The organism is Pseudomonas sp. DCB_AW, from assembly GCF_026240895.1.
In the GTDB taxonomy this organism is placed as follows: Bacteria; Pseudomonadota; Gammaproteobacteria; order Pseudomonadales; family Pseudomonadaceae; genus Aquipseudomonas; species Aquipseudomonas kermanshahensis.
Genome location: NZ_JAPFCE010000003.1, coordinates 153228 through 171204, shown reverse-complemented (window position 1 = coordinate 171204; position 17977 = coordinate 153228). Strand labels below are relative to the sequence as shown.

At 57.7% G+C, this 17977-nt stretch carries 18 protein-coding genes; 6 read left to right on the top strand and 12 right to left on the bottom strand.

Annotated features, from left to right (window positions below; genetic code table 11):
- Positions 1-23: 23 nt before the first annotated feature.
- The 3 genes from OO306_RS04025 to OO306_RS04015 all read right to left on the bottom strand — a co-directional run bounded on the left by OO306_RS04025 (position 24) and on the right by OO306_RS04015 (position 2744).
- Positions 24-773 carry a helix-turn-helix domain-containing protein gene (locus OO306_RS04025; protein WP_265967805.1) on the bottom strand — a complete coding sequence of 250 codons (750 nt, stop codon included), beginning with the start codon at positions 771-773 and terminating at the stop codon, positions 24-26.
- A gap of 23 nt (positions 774-796) precedes the next feature.
- A complete protein-coding gene (locus OO306_RS04020; RefSeq protein WP_265967804.1) occupies positions 797-1471 on the bottom strand; it encodes a GntR family transcriptional regulator in 675 nt (224 codons plus the stop codon).
- A gap of 91 nt (positions 1472-1562) precedes the next feature.
- A complete protein-coding gene (locus OO306_RS04015; protein WP_265967803.1) occupies positions 1563-2744 on the bottom strand; it encodes an FAD-binding oxidoreductase in 1182 nt (393 codons plus the stop codon).
- A 303-nt stretch (positions 2745-3047) separates the two neighbouring features.
- Between OO306_RS04015 and OO306_RS04010 the strand changes: the two genes are divergently transcribed.
- Positions 3048-3650, top strand: a complete 603-nt coding sequence (locus OO306_RS04010; RefSeq protein WP_265967802.1) for a TetR/AcrR family transcriptional regulator — start codon at positions 3048-3050, stop codon at positions 3648-3650.
- Positions 3651-3693: 43 nt separating this feature from the next.
- Here OO306_RS04010 and OO306_RS04005 read toward each other — a convergent pair whose 3' ends face one another.
- From OO306_RS04005 to putA, 3 genes are all read right to left on the bottom strand, one after another.
- On the bottom strand, positions 3694-4542 hold the full coding sequence (locus tag OO306_RS04005) for a VOC family protein (RefSeq protein ID WP_265967801.1): 849 nt from the start codon (positions 4540-4542) through the stop codon (positions 3694-3696).
- 84 nt (positions 4543-4626) lie between these two features.
- A complete protein-coding gene (proC, locus tag OO306_RS04000; protein ID WP_265967800.1) occupies positions 4627-5418 on the bottom strand; it encodes a pyrroline-5-carboxylate reductase in 792 nt (263 codons plus the stop codon).
- A gap of 29 nt (positions 5419-5447) precedes the next feature.
- Positions 5448-9410 (bottom strand): trifunctional transcriptional regulator/proline dehydrogenase/L-glutamate gamma-semialdehyde dehydrogenase, encoded by a 3963-nt coding sequence (gene putA, locus OO306_RS03995; protein ID WP_265967799.1) that lies wholly within the window; start codon positions 9408-9410, stop codon positions 5448-5450.
- Positions 9411-9532: 122 nt separating this feature from the next.
- On the opposite strand from putA, the gene OO306_RS03990 reads away from it, so the two are divergent.
- Complete coding sequence (locus OO306_RS03990; protein ID WP_265967798.1) at positions 9533-10192, top strand: GntR family transcriptional regulator; 660 nt, start codon at positions 9533-9535, stop codon at positions 10190-10192.
- Between the two features lie 7 nt (positions 10193-10199).
- Here the strand turns inward: OO306_RS03990 and OO306_RS03985 are convergent, their stop codons facing one another.
- From OO306_RS03985 to OO306_RS03970, 4 genes are all read right to left on the bottom strand, one after another.
- The gene (locus OO306_RS03985) at positions 10200-11480 is read right to left on the bottom strand and encodes an FAD-binding oxidoreductase (RefSeq protein ID WP_265967797.1); all 1281 of its coding nucleotides are present in this window, start codon (positions 11478-11480) and stop codon (positions 10200-10202) included.
- 50 nt (positions 11481-11530) lie between these two features.
- Positions 11531-11725: a 4-oxalocrotonate tautomerase gene (locus OO306_RS03980; protein WP_265967796.1), complete on the bottom strand. Its 195-nt coding sequence runs from the start codon at positions 11723-11725 to the stop codon at positions 11531-11533.
- Between the two features lie 202 nt (positions 11726-11927).
- Entirely contained in the window at positions 11928-12842 is a 915-nt protein-coding gene (locus OO306_RS03975; RefSeq protein WP_265967857.1) for a DMT family transporter, read from the bottom strand.
- A gap of 315 nt (positions 12843-13157) precedes the next feature.
- Positions 13158-13826, bottom strand: coding sequence for a hypothetical protein (locus tag OO306_RS03970; RefSeq protein WP_265967795.1), 669 nt, complete (start codon positions 13824-13826; stop codon positions 13158-13160).
- Between OO306_RS03970 and OO306_RS03965 the strand changes: the two genes are divergently transcribed.
- From OO306_RS03965 to OO306_RS03950, 4 genes are all read left to right on the top strand, one after another.
- Positions 13819-14418 (top strand): oxidoreductase C-terminal domain-containing protein, encoded by a 600-nt coding sequence (locus OO306_RS03965; RefSeq protein WP_265967794.1) that lies wholly within the window; start codon positions 13819-13821, stop codon positions 14416-14418. The genes OO306_RS03970 and OO306_RS03965 overlap by 8 nt on opposite strands.
- 12 nt (positions 14419-14430) lie before the next feature.
- A complete protein-coding gene (locus OO306_RS03960; protein ID WP_265967793.1) occupies positions 14431-14742 on the top strand; it encodes a non-heme iron oxygenase ferredoxin subunit in 312 nt (103 codons plus the stop codon).
- A 32-nt stretch (positions 14743-14774) separates the two neighbouring features.
- The gene (locus OO306_RS03955) at positions 14775-15029 is read left to right on the top strand and encodes a hypothetical protein (protein ID WP_265967792.1); all 255 of its coding nucleotides are present in this window, start codon (positions 14775-14777) and stop codon (positions 15027-15029) included.
- Between the two features lie 270 nt (positions 15030-15299).
- Positions 15300-15542, top strand: a complete 243-nt coding sequence (locus OO306_RS03950; protein WP_265967791.1) for a hypothetical protein — start codon at positions 15300-15302, stop codon at positions 15540-15542.
- A 9-nt stretch (positions 15543-15551) separates the two neighbouring features.
- Here OO306_RS03950 and OO306_RS03945 read toward each other — a convergent pair whose 3' ends face one another.
- Together OO306_RS03945 and OO306_RS03940 are read right to left on the bottom strand one after the other, a co-directional pair.
- Positions 15552-16427: an EamA family transporter gene (locus tag OO306_RS03945; RefSeq protein ID WP_265967856.1), complete on the bottom strand. Its 876-nt coding sequence runs from the start codon at positions 16425-16427 to the stop codon at positions 15552-15554.
- Positions 16428-16673: 246 nt separating this feature from the next.
- Positions 16674-17726, bottom strand: a complete 1053-nt coding sequence (locus OO306_RS03940) for a GlxA family transcriptional regulator (protein WP_265967790.1) — start codon at positions 17724-17726, stop codon at positions 16674-16676.
- Positions 17727-17977 lie beyond the last annotated feature (251 nt).

Here is a 17977-nt window from a genome sequence, read left to right as displayed (position 1 = left end):
CATTGATCGTGCAGGGCAGCGCCTCAGCGGCGCACGCCTGCCGTGGCGTTACGGTACTGTTGCGGCGTGTAGTGGGTGCTGGCCTTGAATTGGCGAGAGAACGCACTGTGATCGATGTAGCCACAGGCACTAACGATCGAGGCAACACTCATATCAGTGGATTCCAGTAGCGTACATGCCTTCTCCATGCGCAGTTGAGTCAGAATCTGCTTGGGCGTGATGCCGAACAATTCGCGCGTCAATCGTTCAAGCAAGTCCATGGAAAAGCTGAACTGCCTGGCAACCTCCATGATCATTATGGGCTCCCCGCAGTTCTCCTTCAGGTAATTCATGAACTCACTCAACACGTTGTAGCTATTGTGACGATCAGCAGTGGCAGGCAAAACGCGAGAAATCCCCACCAATGCAGCCTCTCCTGCCCGAGGGCCGCGCACAGTGAACTTCGAGCTGAGACACCATTTGCGTTGCCGGCTTGAGGACAGACACATCTCGAGCACGTTCAGCACATCGGTACCCCGCTCGATCAATTGCAGATCCTGCTTCGAGATGGTAACGCCAGGGTTGACGAAAATCTCCTCACAGGTTCGTCCGATCATCTCGCGCTTGTCAGCAACACCGGCGTGATCGGCAATGGTTTGATTGACGATGAGATAACGGGCGTTGGCATCTTTAATGAAAAACTGTACGTCCGGCATGAGATCAAACAACTGCTCCGCCAGTGTCATGTTGGAGCCCGAGCAGGAAAGGTCAGTGAGAAACTTGAGGTCGATCATGGAGGCCTTAATGTATGAAAGGCTTACAGGCTCGGGAATCCTGGCAGAAGCGCCCCATCGAGCAACGCAGTCTGAGTATGGGCAATGTGCGCCTCGAGCAAGCTGATTGCGAGTTGGGTATTGCCAGCCTGACAAGCCTCCAGAATATGAGCATGGTCCGCCATGGACGACTTCCTGCCCACCGAGTACGACTGCAGCACACGTAGATGAATATCGATTCCTTTGACAGTGTCGGCAATCATCCTCAACAACGTAGGCCGATTGCAAGCACCGTAAAGAATACTGTGGAACTCAAGGTTGAGCTCAGCCCAGTCGCGGGGAATGTCACTGGCCTCATAGCGCTGCAGAACAGCCTGCGCAGCCATGAAATCAGCTTCGCTCAGCCGGGGTAAGGATAACCGCAGCGCCCGAGTTTCCAGGGCAATACGAATGTCGAGAATTTCGACCAATTCATCGATGGATTTCGATGCTACTACCGACCCTTGCCGTGCGACATGACGCACAAGGCCCTGTGCCTCGAGCTTGCCCAACGCTTCCCGGACAGGAATGCGGCTTACGCCGAACTGCCTGGCAAGTGCTTCCTGCTTGAGCTGCACGCCAATACCAATATGCCCTTGCAGAATGGCTTCACGCAGCGACTCGGCAATTCCGTCCGCAGTCAACGGTGCCGGCTGTGCAGCGGTAATGGTTTTTTCCATAAGCTTTGATCATAAGGGAGGCGCCCACCTGCCCACATTCTCCGTCAGAACAAGGGACAGGCGAGCGCCTGAAACTGGAGTGAATGACGCGTTAGAGGATGCCCTCCTCACGGTAAGGCTCATTACGCTCGACGCGCTCATAACCCAGGCGCGTCATGTCGATCGTCTGATAGCTGCCCTTGAGCATCAGCTCGGCAATGCCGCGACCGGCTGCAGGGGCGTGCATCATGCCGTGACCGGAGAAGCCAGCGCAGGTATAGAGGTTGGTCAGGCCAGCGTTCCAGCGGCCAATGACGGCGTTCCCATCCAACTCGTTGACTTCATACAGGCCTGACCAGGTGCGATGGCACTTCGCGGTTTCCAGCGTCGGGAAGCGATGAGCCACCGCTGGCCAGACCACGTTCTCCCAATATTCGTGGTCAACCTCGAAATTGAAGCCGCGTGGCTCGTTGCCGTTGACCAGCCCCCCGGAGAAGCCTTCGCCTTCGGAGCGGAATGCCAGCCGAGAAAGGTCTTTCACATATGGCAGGCGCTCCATCGGAGCTCCCGGCGTGAAGTAGTGCTCGAAGCGGCGCATAGGCACGATCGGCAAAGCCATGTCGAAACGCTCCGCGACCAAGCCTGACCATGCGCCAGCAGCGTTGACGAACGCGTCAGCCTCGATGCGGGCACCGGACTCCAGAGTGATTGCACGTGCAACGCCGCCGCTCGCCTCAGCATCGACGAAGCGATCCTTGATGTACTGGGCACCTAGCTCAATCGCTTTGCGACGATAGCCTTGCAGCAGCCCGTTGGGGTCGCACCAGCCGTCGTGCGGGGTCAGTACGCCGATGCCCAGATCATCACTGTTGATCGACGGGAATTGGTTTTTCAGCCCAGCAGCATCCAGGAGTTTTACAACACACCCATGGTCTTCCTGAATGCGGGCGTTGCGCTCAAGTGCTTTCACATGCTCAGGCTCGACCACGAAGAGGTAGCCACCCTCGACCCAATCCACCGGTGCAGGACGCCCCTTCGACTCCATTTCGTGTTCGAAATTGCGGATTCGCTCAAGGCTATACAGCGACATTTGGATATTTTCTGTGCCGGTGAACTGCACGCGGCAACCACCGGAGGACTTAAGTGCGCTGGCGAACTCGTACGTGGGGTCGGGCTCGATCACGGCAACCGACATACCTGGCGACGCCTGCAAAAGATGGTAGGCGATGCTGGAGCCAATGATGCCTCCACCGATGATCGCGACATCGTATTTTTGCACAATTTTTTCAGACATTATGTGTTCCTCTCAGGTGGATATTGACTTTGTATCCTTTTATGGATCCACTGTAAATCCCCGTAGATACTGGGTTTATAGGAATTCGATTGAGAGTTTTAATCGAGTCCCGAGAGGTTTGATAAATTGTGCAAAAACCCCTGCTCAATTTCTTTTTATTGCACATTTACATTAATTTGATCGTAGCTGAAGCCGGCTAGAAAGCGATCTTTTTAACGCAAGGTGCAACGAGGAATGCTCATGGGGGCCAATCAAACAAGAACGGAGAACCCTGCAGCCAGGCTGCAGCTCGGAGGACAGCAGATGCAGCGTGCCACCTCGCCTCAAGCCATTGCCGATACACAGGATCGGCTGCGTCATGCAGCACTGGAGTTATTCACCTCACAGGGGTACCAATCGACCAGCCTCCGGGATCTGGCAGCACATCTGGGCATGCAAGCAGGCTCGCTGTATAACCACATCGAGAGTAAGCAAGCCCTGCTGTTCGATCTGATCGAAGAAGCGCTCGATGCATTGCTGGCAGAGACCCGCAGCAGTATCAGACGGGGGAAGAACCGTGAAGAGCGGCTGCGCTTGTTCGTTCAGGTTTCATTGTGTTTTCAAAAGCGCGAACACAAGCGGATGACCCTGATCCATCGCGAAACCATCAACTTGACGCAGGAGCAACAGCAACAGGTCCAGCATCTGGTCGATGAATATGCTGGCTGCCTTGAATGGGTGATAGCTGACCACCGAAGTACAACCGTGACGCCGGATAGCCGCCTCAAGCTACTGACCGGTGCGATCATTGGGATGATTCAAGGCTTGCAGTCCTGGGGATGCAATGACCCGTCACCGCCGCTACGCGAAGAGGTCGAACAGCTGACGAGGATGATTAACGGAGCGATAGGAGCGGCAAGCGCTTAGCTTGCCGACTCACCCGTTCAGGGGCCGACGAAAACAGCCCTGATTAGGCTTGCTTGAAGAACAAGCAAGCCCCGCATGCATCTGCCGGATCCACTTGCAACACATCGCCAGCCACATACTCGTAGCGTATGCCGTTACTGTCGAATACCTGAGCGGTAACTTTGACGTCGTTGACCAACAATGTTGCCGACGCCAGGTAGGCAGCGCCTCGCACTGTCTGGGCGATCCTGCGGCGACGTGCTTCCTGTTGGGTTATCAGCTCTACATCAGCTCCCTCGGGAAAACTCAACACGATGCGGTCTCGGCCTGCCTCAACACGCTCTGCCCCCAACAGTCTTGTATATGCAAACCGTGCTTCTTCGAAATCCTCCACAACGCCAGTCAACCTGCCAAAACCGATGACGCCATTGGGATGATCCATCCAACCCGGTTGGCGCAAGGTCTCTGCGGTCAGATGCTCACAAAGGTTGGCATGACTCAACCCTGGAAAAAGATCGTGATGCAGCATCACTGTCTTGAAATGAAGATCCAGTACACGGCCGTCAACGACCAGCTTGCGATTCAGATGCCGCGGTGGCTCGATACCCAACCCCGCCGCCAACCCGCTCTGATAACTGGTATCGGCGGATTGTGCATTGAACGCAACACTGTAGAGGCCCTCCCCACGCTCCAGAAAGGTATCGACGCCTGCCAGGAACTTGCCGGGATCGGCAATGCCACGGATTTCGAGATAATCATCGGGGAACATGATGCACAGATTCTCTGTACCCCACTCTTGATGCTTGCCACTCGGAGGAACGATGAACCCTAACTGCTGATACTGGCTGCGGGTACTTTGCAAGTCACACACCGCTACCACGGGATGGTCTACGCGCCCTACTTGTGCTGTCATGATGATGCCTTACTGACCAGCCTTGAGTGGCTGGAATCGTGTGCAAGAAGGGAGCGCCGCAACGCTCCGTTATCAGTACCGACGTCAATTGCCCTGAGACAATTCGACCGATCGTTGCTGAGCAGCTTCGGTTGCAGATTGCACCAGCGCGCGCAACGCCCCGCCTGCTTCGAAAACGTCGATCGCAGCTGCAGTGGTGCCGTTGGGAGAAGTGACGTTCCTGCGCAACTGCGCAAAATCGGCCTCTGGTGCACACTGCAAGGTGGCTGCACCCAGCGCCGTATTCGCAGCCAAGAGCGCGCTCAACTCATGAGGCAGCCCCAAGCGAACTCCGACATCGGCCAATGCCTCACTGAACAGGTGGTAATAGGCTGGCCCACTGCCGCTGATGGCGGTAATCGCATGCATCTGCGACTCCTCATTCACCCACACTGCCACGCCGACCGCGCCGAACAGGTTGCGCACACGCTCAAGAGCAGCAGGGTCGGTCAAGGTGGCACTGTACAGGCCAGTACAACCACGGTTCACCATTACGGGAGTGTTGGGCATAGCGCGCACTACGGGTGCCCTCGAGCCACTGGCGCGCTCGAGTTCGTCACAGCTCACCCCTGCCATGACCGACACTAGTGTGGCGCGATCCCAAACTTCAACGGGCAACGCCTCGATGACTTGCGAGGCCATGGCTGGCTTCACCGCTGCCACTACCAGGTCAAAACGCATATGAGGCAGATCAGCGGCTTGCCTGAAGATTTTTGCTTTGCCGGTGGCAGACGCACCAGGATCAAGGGCGACTACCTCTTTGACCCAGCCACTCTGAAGCCAGGCGTCGCCCAACGCGCTACCCATCTTGCCGTAACCCAGAAACAATACGTTCATCTTTACTCCTTGAGCGTCATTCAACGCGCTTAGCCAATCGACATCAGGCTGGCGTTGCCGCCGGCCGCTGCAGTGTTGATACTGATCGCCCGCTCAATCACAAGGCGTTCCAGGCAGATCCCGGCATCGCCACTGGCGAGACCTTGAACACCAACAATTGCTCCTGGGCGCTCGGCGACAGCCTCACAGACCGCACGCAAGTGATCGGAATCACCGTGATGGATGACTGCGTCGAAATCTGCCGACACCCAGTCATTGCACAACTCGATGTGTGCTTGTAGCGACCGCGGCAGGCGATGGAACAAAGCGCGCGCCTCGCCGTTACTCTCTACCCAGACCATGTGCGCACCTACAGAAAGGGTGGCAGCCAATTGCAGCAACAGATCGTCCGCCTGGCCGGCCAGCCCCAGTACTCGCTGGCGGGGAAGAATGGCGTAGCTATTTCGCTCGCCAGTCGGGCCCGGAAGCTGACGGGAGGTACCGCTCTGCGCATGGTCGGCGTACGACTTGATCGCTGGCAACGCATCAGCTGCCTTACCCTGCGCCCAAGCCATTAGCTCATGCAGCGGCTTTTGCAGCTGCTCACGCAGACTGGTTTGCGCCTGACCATGCAGATCCTCTTGGGCGAGCGTTTTGCTCGCAGCATCCACCGGGCAGGTGGAGAGTAAGCGCAGCAGATACAGAGGACCGCCGGCCTTGGGCCCAGTGCCCGACAGGCCCTCTCCTCCGAACGGTTGCACACCGACGACAGCACCGACCATGTTTCGGTTGACGTAGATGTTTCCCGCATGACCCGCGTCGATAACTGCGGCAATGGTTTCGTCGATCCTGGTATGCAGCCCCAACGTCAGTCCGTAACCTGTTGCACGAATTTGCTCCATCAGTGCAGGCAAGTCTTCACGCGCGTAGCGGATAACATGCAGAACCGGGCCAAACACTTCCCGCTCCAGGGCATCGAAGCTGTCCAGTTCGATTACCGTTGGCTGCACGAAGGTACCGTGCTGACAATCGCGGTCCAAACGGGACCCGTGATACACACGGCACCCCTGACTGCGAAGACGGCTGATGTGATTCTCAATCATCTGCCGCGCCCCACCGTCGATCACAGGGCCGATGTCCACACTCAAACGCTCAGGATTGCCTACATGGTATTCAGCCATGGCGCCCTTGAGCATCTCAAGCACGCGGTCCGCCACATCTTCCTGCACACAGAGCACACGCAATGCGGAGCAGCGTTGACCAGCACTGTCGAATGCGGACGCCACCACATCCATCACCACCTGTTCAGTAAGTGCCGACGAGTCGACGATCATCGCATTCTGCCCGCCCGTTTCGGCGATCAACGGCAGCGTGCGCCCTTGCGGGTCGAGACGCCCGGCCAGCGAACGCTGAATGATCCTTGCGACCTCAGTGGAACCCGTGAACATGACCGCGCGCACACGAGAGTCGTCAACCAGACGCGCCCCTACGCGCACTCCATCACCTGGTAGCAATTGCACAATGCCCGATGGAATGCCCGCCTCAAGCAGGATGCGCACGGCCTGCGCCGCGATCAAAGGGGTTTGCTCCGCAGGCTTGGCCAGCACCGGGTTACCTGCCGCCAGCGCAGCTGCTACCTGGCCGGTGAAGATCGCCAGTGGGAAATTCCAAGGACTGATACAGACCACTGGCCCCAATGGCCGGTGGGTATCGTTATGCAGCTCACGCGCAGCCTGCACTGCGTAGTAACGTAGGAAGTCGACTGCCTCGCGCACCTCGGCAATACCATTGGCGTAAGTCTTGCCAGCTTCGCGGGTCAATAGCCCCATGAGTGGTTGCATCTGCGCTTCCATCATGTCGGCGGCACGCTGCAAAATGGCAGCGCGCTCGGGCGCCGGGGTCGACTGCCAGATCGGCGCCGCGTCCACCGCACAACGCAGCGCGTTCTCTACATCCACATCCACCGCTTCCTGCACCTGCCCCACCACATCGCGAAGATCGGCCGGGTTGAGCACGGGTTGGCGAATACCACTCTCAACGTCGCATCCCAGAATGGGTGCCGCTTCCCACGCCACCTGTGCAGTAGCGAGCAGCGCGCTGGAAAGCGACGCCAAACGATGTTCGTTGGAGAGGTCAATGCCAGCTGAATTCTTGCGAGCATCGCCATACAGATCGACCGGAGCGGCAATGCGCGGATGAGGCAGACCTACCCTGCCTTCCTGCAAGCCCAGTTGCTCGACCACCACAACGGGGTCGGCCACCAGTTCCTGGATAGACAACGAATGGTCGGCAACGCGATTGACGAAGGAAGTATTGGCACCGTTTTCCAACAGTCGTCGAACCAAGTAGGCCAGCAGCGTCTCATGCGTACCAACAGGCGCATAAATACGGCAGGGGCGCCCTAGTTTGCCATCTGCCAGAGAGCCCACGACCTGTTCGTACAGCGGCTCGCCCATGCCGTGCAGGCACTGGAATTCGTATTGCCCAGGGTAATAGTTTTGCCCGGCGATCTGATAGATGGCCGACAAGGTGTGAGCGTTGTGTGTAGCGAATTGCGGGTACACCGCCTCAGGTGCCGCAAGCAGCTTGCGTGCGCAGGCGAGGTACGACACATCGGTGTAGACCTTGCGGGTATACACCGGGTATCCCTCCAACCCTTCAACCTGGGCCCGCTTGATTTCGCTGTCCCAGTAGGCGCCCTTTACCAGCCGGATCATAAGACGATGACGACTGCGTCGTGCCAGGTCGATAACGGCATCAATCACATAAGGGCAACGCTTCTGGTAGGCCTGAATGACAAAGCCTATGCCGTTCCAACCCGCGAGCTGGGGCTCGAAGCACAGCCGCTCAAGCAGGTCCAGGGACAATTCCAGGCGATCGGCTTCTTCCGCATCGACGTTGAGGCCGATGTCGTAACGCTTGGCCAGCAATGTCAATGAGAGCAAGCGCGGATAGAGCTCGTGCATGACCCGGTCACACTGCGCCCGGCTATAGCGCGGGTGTAATGCCGAGAGCTTGATGGAAATCCCCGGGCCTTCGTAAATACCTCGTCCATGAGACGCTTTACCTATCGAATGAATAGCCTGCTCATAAGACGCCAGATAACGCTTGGCGTCATGGTCGGTTAACGCTGCCTCGCCGAGCATGTCGTAGGAGTAACGGAAGCCTTTTCCTTCAAGCCGGGTGGCATTGGCCAACGCCTGCGCGATGGTCTCACCGGTTACGAACTGCTCGCCCATCAGACGCATGGCCATGTCAACCGCTTTGCGAATCAAAGGTTCGCCACTTTTTGCGATGACTCGGTTCAGCGTACGAGTGAGGCCTCCTTCGTTGTGGGTCGAAACCAGCTTTCCGGTAATCAGTAAGCCCCAGGACGCGGCATTGACGAAAACCGACGGGCTTTGCCCTAGGTGCTGGCTCCAGTTGCCGGAGCTGATCTTGTCGCGGATCAGCGCATCGCGGGTACCTTTGTCGGGAATACGCAGCAGCGCTTCAGCCAAGCACATGAGGGCCACGCCTTCCTGCGAAGACAAAGAGAACTCCTGTAAGAGCCCTTGCACGAGGCCTGTACGCCCACCTGCGCTCTTCTGGCTGCGCAGGCGCTCGGCCAAACGCATTGCCAAGGCATTGGCGTTGGCGGCCATGTCGGCGCCTAGCCGTGCCTGCTCGAGGAGCATGGGTACCATTTCGATTTCTGGCCGCCGATAGGCTGCGGTAATCGCTGCCCGCAGCGTGCCCTGCGGATGGATCGCCTGGGCGAACTCGAGGAATGGCTGGCCTAGCCGATCGCTATAACCGTCAAGTACCTCTGCAACGGCTTCGTTATCACGTGGAATTGTGAAGTTGAGCAACTCTTCCACTGATTCTTCGCGCTCGGACCGCTCGATGAAGGTATGGATTAGTTGCCGGATGATCCAGTGCGGCGTTCGGTCTACGCCTTGGGCTGCACGGCGCAGCCGCTCACGCATTTCCGGGGACAGTTTGACGCCAACCGTGGTGGTCGAAGTATTCATGTCTGCTCCTGGGCAACGCCCCTATAAGGCGTTGCCAATGTATAAGTTTTTTATGTTTGGTATACTTTTCAGCTGTTTACTTTTGGGCAACCGCGCCCGAGCTCATCCAGGATGATCGAACGATGTCACCCGCACCCAAGACCGCGACGGCAGCGCAAAGGGCCTATGAAGAAATCAAACGGCGTATCACCAATGGCCAGCTCGCCGAAGGCGCACCGATTCGCCAGGACGAAATAGCCCAAGCCATCGGCGTTTCCAAGATCCCGGTTCGCGAAGCGTTGTCGCGCCTGGAGTCGGAGGGGCTGGTGGTACTGACGCCGAACGCAGGCGCCAGCGTAGCCACCCTGACAGTGGCCGATTACATCGAAATGCTCGACATGCGCATCGCTCTGGAATGCCGGGCGCTGGAGTTGGCGGTGCCGAACATGGCTTCGTCGGACATCGCCCTGGCCAGGGAAATGCTCGCCGCTTATAGCCAAGCCATGACCCAAACGGAATGGAGCGATCTCAACATGCGGTTCCATCAGTGCCTCTACGCACCTGCCAATCGCCCACGGCTGACGGCAATGATCCGCTCGGTGCAAGACCAAATGGGGCGCATGCTGCGCCTGAGGGTGTCGAGCGTGGCGGGCCACGAGCGCTCGCATCAGGAACACGTGCACATCCTCCAGGCCTGCGAGCTAGGTGATACTGAAGGTGCGGTGAGGCTATTGCGCAAGCATATCGAACATACCCAGCGTGAAGTGCAAGGCTGGTTCCGCCATGCGCTGCGAGCGAGCTGAAACACGTTCATTGCAGGCGGTCCTGCCAGCGTTTACAGGTCGTGGCAAGCTTGACACCCAACCGGTGAAAACGGTGAAAACGGTGAAACGCTACACCTTCAATGGACGTCACAGGCACTGGCAGTTCCAGCGCCGATGCGCCCATCACCCGCTCTGCCAGGCATAAGCCAAGTGATGTGGATACTGCGATCCCCCGGCCATTGCAGCCCACTGAGATATGCAAGCCAGGCTCAGGCTCGTGCACGTGCGGCAGGTGGTCGGTGGTCACTGCGAAGCAACCACTCCATTGGTAGGCCCAACGCAGCGGCCCGAGATGCCCGAACAGCTCGTTACCGGCGCGCTGCAGATAGGGCACGATGGCCTGATGGCTCGGCCCTGAGGTAGCACCCGCCCCCCCCATGACCAATCGCCCATCCGGAGACAGGCGAAAGGATGTGAGCAACTGCCGGGTATCGGAACAGACCTGTCCACCAGGCAGGATGTGCTTAAGCTGCTCGGCGTTAAGGGGTTCACTGGCAATCTGAGCCGTACGCACTGGGACAAATGATTTTCGAAGCCCAGGCACTAGATCATCGGCATACGCCCCGGTTGCCACTATCACATGATGGGTTTTCAGCAAATGCTCACCAACGCTCACGTGCCATTGCCCGTTACGGCGCTGTAACTTACGTGCGTGGCACTGAGCATGGATGCGTACTCCCAACGCCAAACCCACCCGAGCCAAGCCCCTGGCGTAATCCATTGGCTGTATCGAGCCGCCACGGGGGTCGTACCAGCCGAGTGTATATTTGCCGGTACCTAATTTCGACTGCAGCGCACCCTCGCCAAGCAAGTGAGCTTTGACACCGCGTTGAGTCCAAGCTGCATGACGACGCTGCACCGCCGCGATTCCGCCACGGGTATAAGCCGGCTGAATCCAGCCTTTGCGGTTGGCTGAACAGTCGATACCGTAACGCTTAATAAGCGCCCAGACCTTCGACGGCGCATCCCCGCCAAATGCCACGAGACGCTGCCCCATATCGCCGGCAAAGACTTTTTCGATGATCTCCGGGTCCTGCTTCAATCCAGCAATGACCTGCCCATTATTGCGCCCTGATGCACCCCAACCAGGCTCAGCGGCATCGACCACGACGCACGAAATGCCCGCCTCAGCCAGCTGAATCGCTGCGCACAAGCCAGTGAAGCCTGCGCCGATAATTGCCACATCTGCCACAGCATCTGCGAGTAGAGGTGGAGTAGCGGGCGCTGCGCTGGCCGATGCTGCCCATAAAGAATCGGGCAACTCCATACCTTCACGTTCTAGCACCCGTGAACCGCTCAGAGCAGCGCCCATCTTGCTCACTCCCCTGGGGCCGGCGCCAGGAACTCACCACCTCGCGCCCAGTCATAGGGCGGAATTTCGATGAAGACTACCTCCACGCTACCCGCAGGACACCGAAGCACCTCACTGGCGATCTTGGTGACCTGCTGAACGAATTGGGCTTTCTGTTCACGAGTTCTACCTGGGCTCAACTCGACGCGTACTGCTGGCATACAACCTCCAGAATATTATTGTTGATAGTCGTATACGAAAAAGGTCGCACCTCTGGTGCTCCTTGCTCCGCGCACCGCTTCAGACGGGTGCAACCATCGTAGCAACCGTATAGGATAAATTGCAATCGTATACGATTATTTCACCTGACGCTCTAGCAACTTAGAAGCAAATTCGGAGAGGCCAACGTGCGCGTTGGAGGTGTTACTCGCTCTTGGCAGTGCCACCGGCAACATTGCGAGATCCCCCCGCTTTGACGCGGCGAGATGGAAAGTTGGCGATCACCAAGCCGGTCAGCGCCAGCAAAGTCCCGAAGAGAAAACGCTGACTGATTGGCTCGTGCCAGAAAATCGCCCCCATGGCGACAGCGAACAAGGGGGTCATGAACGACAGCGTACCGAGCCTGGAGGCAAGGTACCTTTTCAGCATCCAATACCAAATGAGGTGGCTAGCACCGGCGACGACCACCGCCTGAAATACAATGCTCGTCAAGGCGAACTGACTCAACGACCACCAGGTTTGGTCCGCCAACCAGGCTGCCGGCAGCAGTAACACGGCTCCCCAGGCAAGTTGGTAAAACAGCGTCTGCGTCGCGGGAGCCTGACTCAAACGGCTGCTGCGTATTACCACTAGCGTGAACCCCCAGCAAGCACCAGCACCCAACCCCAGGAAGTCGCCACACAGGCGCACCCACGCCTGTTCTACACCTTGTTCTGCTGCGTCGGGCGACAGGAACGCCATCACGATGCCGGCGAAGGCCAGCAGCATCCCTGCCGCTTGCCCCCTACCGATACGTTCTTCCACGAAGCGTATATGAAGGCCAATGGCTGCGAAGAACGGGGCCGTATAGAGAAATACGGTCATGTGCGAGGCACTGGTCCACAACAAGCCTTGTGAAAGCAGGATGAGCTGCGAGGAATACAACAAGCCGACCGCGAGGCCCGCCCCGCGCCATAGGCCTGCTACCCAACGGTCGCGCAGAATCCAGCGGGCCATCACCCAAACAAGGGCAGCGGCACCAGCGGAGCGCATCATCATTTGCAGCATCGGCGATACGTCGACCGCAGTGCTCTTGACCAACAGTTGCTGCACACCCCAAAGCAGGCAAAGGCTGGTCATGATCAGCAACCCAGCTCCATCGATCGGCTTTCTCACATTTACACCCATATGTGCCTGACGGACTGGAGGATTGCACAGCGGCGTCAGGCGCAGCCGCAGAGCTTCGTTGCAACACGAATACGATCACAAGAAGCATTGAGAGTGGCGCGCTATTATTTGCGCATAGCAAGAATGCCGCCAATTCACTGAACACCGAATTCTAAGCGCTAGATTACCTGACTACTGCCCAGCGGCGTAACTGTTGAAATAGAGGTAAAAACCTGAATTTCGCACAACCTTGGCCTGGACGGCATGGACCCCGACCCGCTGATCAACTCACAGCAGCATCGCCCCGATCAACCGCCGCAACTGGGTCTTCCGCACACACGTCCACTCTGCAGAGAAGTTCAGCGCCAGGAAATTGGAGAACGCTCCTGCGGGCGAGAAAAATGGGCCAGGGATGAAATCGAGGATGTCAATGCCTGCAGTCATCGCCAGCTTCATCGAGTCGAAATTCCGAGACCCCCTTACCCAGCACAGATAACCCCCTGCGGGAGCCGACACAGCGAGTCTCCCGCAAGACATAGTCGTGGGCAGATCGATACCCTGACTCATACGCTGCGCCAGGGTATGGCAGGCATGTCGTAGATCACGATCGATCTGCCGGCTTTTCAGGTAATCGGCCAATGTCGCCTGGAGTGCAATATGCGGCAGGTGTGTGCCACCCAGGTGTCTGTTGGCAATGAGAGTGGCCGCGCGACGCCCAGCCAGAACCCAGCCGATTTCATAGGATGAGGACAGGTACGAAACGGTACCGCCGAACTGCAGTACGGTGTCATCGTCGTCGTAGGCCTTGAGCGACATTCTGTTGAGCTCACCATGGCCAAGCTCCCCTGCCATGTCGTTCTCGATGATGATCGCCTGATTCTGTCGCGCAGCACGTACTAGCTTGGCCAAATGGTCCCCACTGTAAGTGACGCCGGTGGGGAAACGATTGGTGCCCATCGACCAGGATGCTGGTGGCAAGACGCGAGTCGCTACCAGCGCCGGATATGCGCTGGCCGATATCGTCGTAGTCGGGATTGGCGTCCTACCGAATGTAGAGCTGGCTGCAAGCAGCGCACTCTGTGTAGATGACGGAATCGTGGTGGATGAGACCTGTGTGACCTCCGATCCGCAGATCTTTGCTGCGGGTGAAGTGAGCCGTTACCCCATTGCACACCTGGGCGAGAGCGCCCGCACCGAATCATGGGCGGCCGCCAGCGATCAAGGCAGCATTGCCGGCCAAGCAGCTGCCGGCGATGCTTTCGCGACCTACAGCGAGATACCCTGGCTTTGGTCTGATCAGTACACCAGTGGCCTCCAGTGCATCGGCCTCACCCGCCTCGCCCGCACTTACTCATTCATCGGCGATCCAGAGGCAGACCAATGGCTGGCGCTAGGCTGGAACCAACAGCAACTGGTTTGCGCCATTGCAGCGAACCGGGGCCGGGATGTGTCGGCGATAAGGCGCGCACTTAAACGCAACGCTGCGTTGCCGGACATTTACTTGTCAACGATCAGTTCCGCTACCCCCGACTTCATCGGTAACCGATAGGAAAACTGACTCATGGAAAAAACCTGGATCAAAGTTTGCGAAACCCTCGACGTTCAAGCGGATGCGGCATTTGCCTGTGAAGTCGAGGGCAGAATGATCGCGGTCTATCAGGTCGATGAACGACATTTCGCAACCGAGAATGTCTGCCCTCATGCCTACGCTCTATTGTCGGACGGCTGGCTGGAGGGCATCGAAATCGAATGCCCGCTGCACGGCGCACGCTTCGACATCACTACCGGCGCAGTGCTCGAGGGGCCGGCCGAATGTGCTGTGAAGACCTACCCGGTGCGCATCGAAGGCGATGAAGTGCAGTGCCTGCTGTGACCGAGAAACTTACACCATGACAAGAGGCTGATATGCACGTGATCGACGCATTGAGCTCCGATTTTTACGAGGTCGAGTGTGCAGGCCAACAGGCCAGCATGTGGGATGTATTCCCAGACTGGAACGCCCATGACCGCTTTGGCATCGTCATCTACGAACCGCTGGCAGCCTTGGGAGCGAGCCACCTTATTCAAATGGCATGCATGTGCTTCTACGACATCAAGCCTACGCGTAGGACCGAGCGCAAGGTATTCCCGGAAATGTTCGCGATTCACGTTTGGGGTTAGTGGGGTGGCCACGGCAACTTCGACTTCTGGCCGCCGCGTCGAGAGATCCAGGTATCAGACGATCATCGTGAGATCCTTGGAGCCCTCAACGATTTCGGCATCACACGCCTGGCATTGCCTGAGCGTCCGGTACGCGAGCTGTAACATCGGCGCAAGGAAGAAGATTGCGCTCTGGACCGGCTCGTCACCTCGATTGTCTATAGCCCCACGGGCCGTGTCGAGCAGCCGGACTTCACGATCCGCAGCAACAACCGCCGCGGTGAGCGGGATGTGCAGCGCAATATCAACCCAGTAGCACTCTCCGAGCAAAACATTGCGCAACTGATGAAAACCGCAGTGCCCGTCAAGGAAACGGATGCCGATTTCACGCCGCGGCAAGCCGAGTTGAACGTCAATGTCTGCGCCGCCATACGTGAGCAGGCGATACGAAATCGTCTGGCGCTGAAAGTCGATGGCCTCATCAGCGAAAGCTACCGTTTCATCGAGCCTGCGCTGTCGCTGAAGTGCATGTAAGAAGCGAGGTCATGCTCGTGACCTCGCCAGCGACAGAAGCAGAACACCTGTAACTACGATGCCAGCTCCCACCAACTGCAGGGTTCCAATAGCTTGTTCAAGCATAAGCCAACCGAGCAAAAGCCCGGCCACGGGTTCGGTGTTCATCGCCGAACCTGTGCGAGCCAAATCCAGTTTGGGCATCAGAATGAAAAAGGTGGAAAACGCCACTCCGTAGAGGCACATCACCACGGCCAGGGCAAACCAGCCTACCGTACTTCCAGGCGCGGACAAACCTTCGGGAATGACGCCGGTGACGCCGACGAAAAGCGCGCCGATAAAAACCATGAGTACGGTCATCAAGCTGCGCACGCTGCCCGGCATCCACTGCAATTTGTTGCTGGTGATCCAAAGCGCGCACGCATAGAGAACTGCCGCCGCCAGCCCGCATGCGACCCCTAACATCCAGTTGCTCTCCATGCTTGCCTGTACGGCCAACACTTGGGGAACATTGAGCGCTATGACCAACCCGCTGAGGATAAATCCCATGATTGCAATGACTGCGCGGGTGGGTGCCGGACCTCCAAACAGCCACGTGATCAGGCAAAAAAATACGGGGGACATGTTTACAACCAACAACGCCAACCCAACAGGTATCTGGTTGAGCGCGACATAGATCAGCACGCCCTGCACCGCTACCAGGGCTCCCGTCAACAGAAGCCAGCCTCGCAAATGCCTTTGGATTCTGAGCGAGTCGCTACGCCAGACCGCGAGCAGCAGAAGCAGCAAAGCGGTGAAGCCTGAACGACACGCCAATGCCAATAGCAGCCCAAGCCCGTCGTTGAACGCTACCCTCGCAGCCACATGACTACCGGCGAACGAGCAGGCGACCAGGGCAATCAGCATCACGGCATAGCGCCTGGGAAACACGAGGCTCTCCGTCCGCGAGGTGGTACTGGGTAACTCGCGCATCGGTGTGCTGAATTCGCGGCCCACTGCGTTGCTCATCCTCTTCAAGCCCACGCTGTACCTCATATCCTTATTTAATGTTTGCGCAGATAACGAGCGTACGGATGCTCTGCGCGCCTCAGCCCGTTATTCTCGACGCGCCTCATTGCCAGTCGCCACCTTGTCTCGTTTATTCAGTCATGATCAGGACAATCCAGCAGATGCCAAGGAACGAGGCCGGGAGCAGAATGCGGAGTCGACATGCCTGCGCCGCTTACGGAACGAACATGGCGTTTCGTGGAAAGTTTTGCGAAACCACAGCGTGAAGTGCGACGCGTCGGTGAACCCCGTGAGCTTCGCAATCTTGGTGACGTGCTGGTCGGTGTTGACCAGCAATTCTTTCGCATGAGTGAGTCGTAGATCGCGCCAGAACTGCGCGGGCGTGACCTTGGTGCTATCGATAAAGGCGCGGTGTAGCTTCCGCTCCTGCACCCCTAATTCCTCTGCCAATGCCTGCAGCGATCTCGGGGTGTCGAGATGTTCGCGCATGTAAGCAATGGCGCGCTCCACAAAGTGGCTTTTGAACATCCGGCGTAAACTAGGCTGTGAACGCGAAGGCGCAGCGCTCGCTGGTTTGGCGTCCAGCAACAGGTAGTCAAGGCCCCTGCTCGCCCTCATGGCTCCGCAATGTCGGCGAATCAGCATGGCTGCCAACTCAATAGCCGTCCCACCCGAGCAACTGATGATATTCCCGTCATCCACAAAGCACTCATCGATGATCGCCTCAGTGTGAGGGTATCGATTGACGAACTCATCACTGGCGGTGAAATGCACTGCACAGCGACGCCCCTCCAGGAGGCCTGCTTCAGCCAGTACAAACGAGGCGGATGACAGCGCAATGATAGGCTTGCCATTCAAGAGCAGCGTCCGAAGTAACACGGATAGCCATTCGGGGGCGTTCAGCGCTTCATCGAGCAAGCCTCCGGCCAGCACGACATAGTCGTAACCGTCCAGATCGCTCAAGCTTCGCGTTGGCGCTATACGCATGCCGCAGCTCGCGGTCACGGGCAAATCGTCCAAGGTCATCCAGTCCCACTGGCAGTAGATTTGCCGGTTACTACAAAATTCGTCAGCGGCAAATCTCAGCGATTCGACCAGGCCCGCCACCGGTATAAGCGTGAAGTGATTCATCAATATGAAAGCCACACGCAACTCCGGTTTTGCTCCAGAAGCCGCGCCCCCACCATGCATGCTCATTATCCTGCGATCCAAATTAGGTGTGCTTTTCTCATCGAGGCAATTTCTACCTGGCATTACTCATGAGCTAGCAGCATCCATGCCAGCAAAATGTCAGGCTGAGGCCCGCAATTACCCGCCGTAACAGTCTGGCATCCGCCCCGCCCACCCCTTACACGTCTTAATCTGGGACGAGACCCTCAATCCCCCTTCAAAACCTGAGCCGGAATTTGCTTCAAATTGGCACACGCAAAAAAGTTGCAACCAGGAAA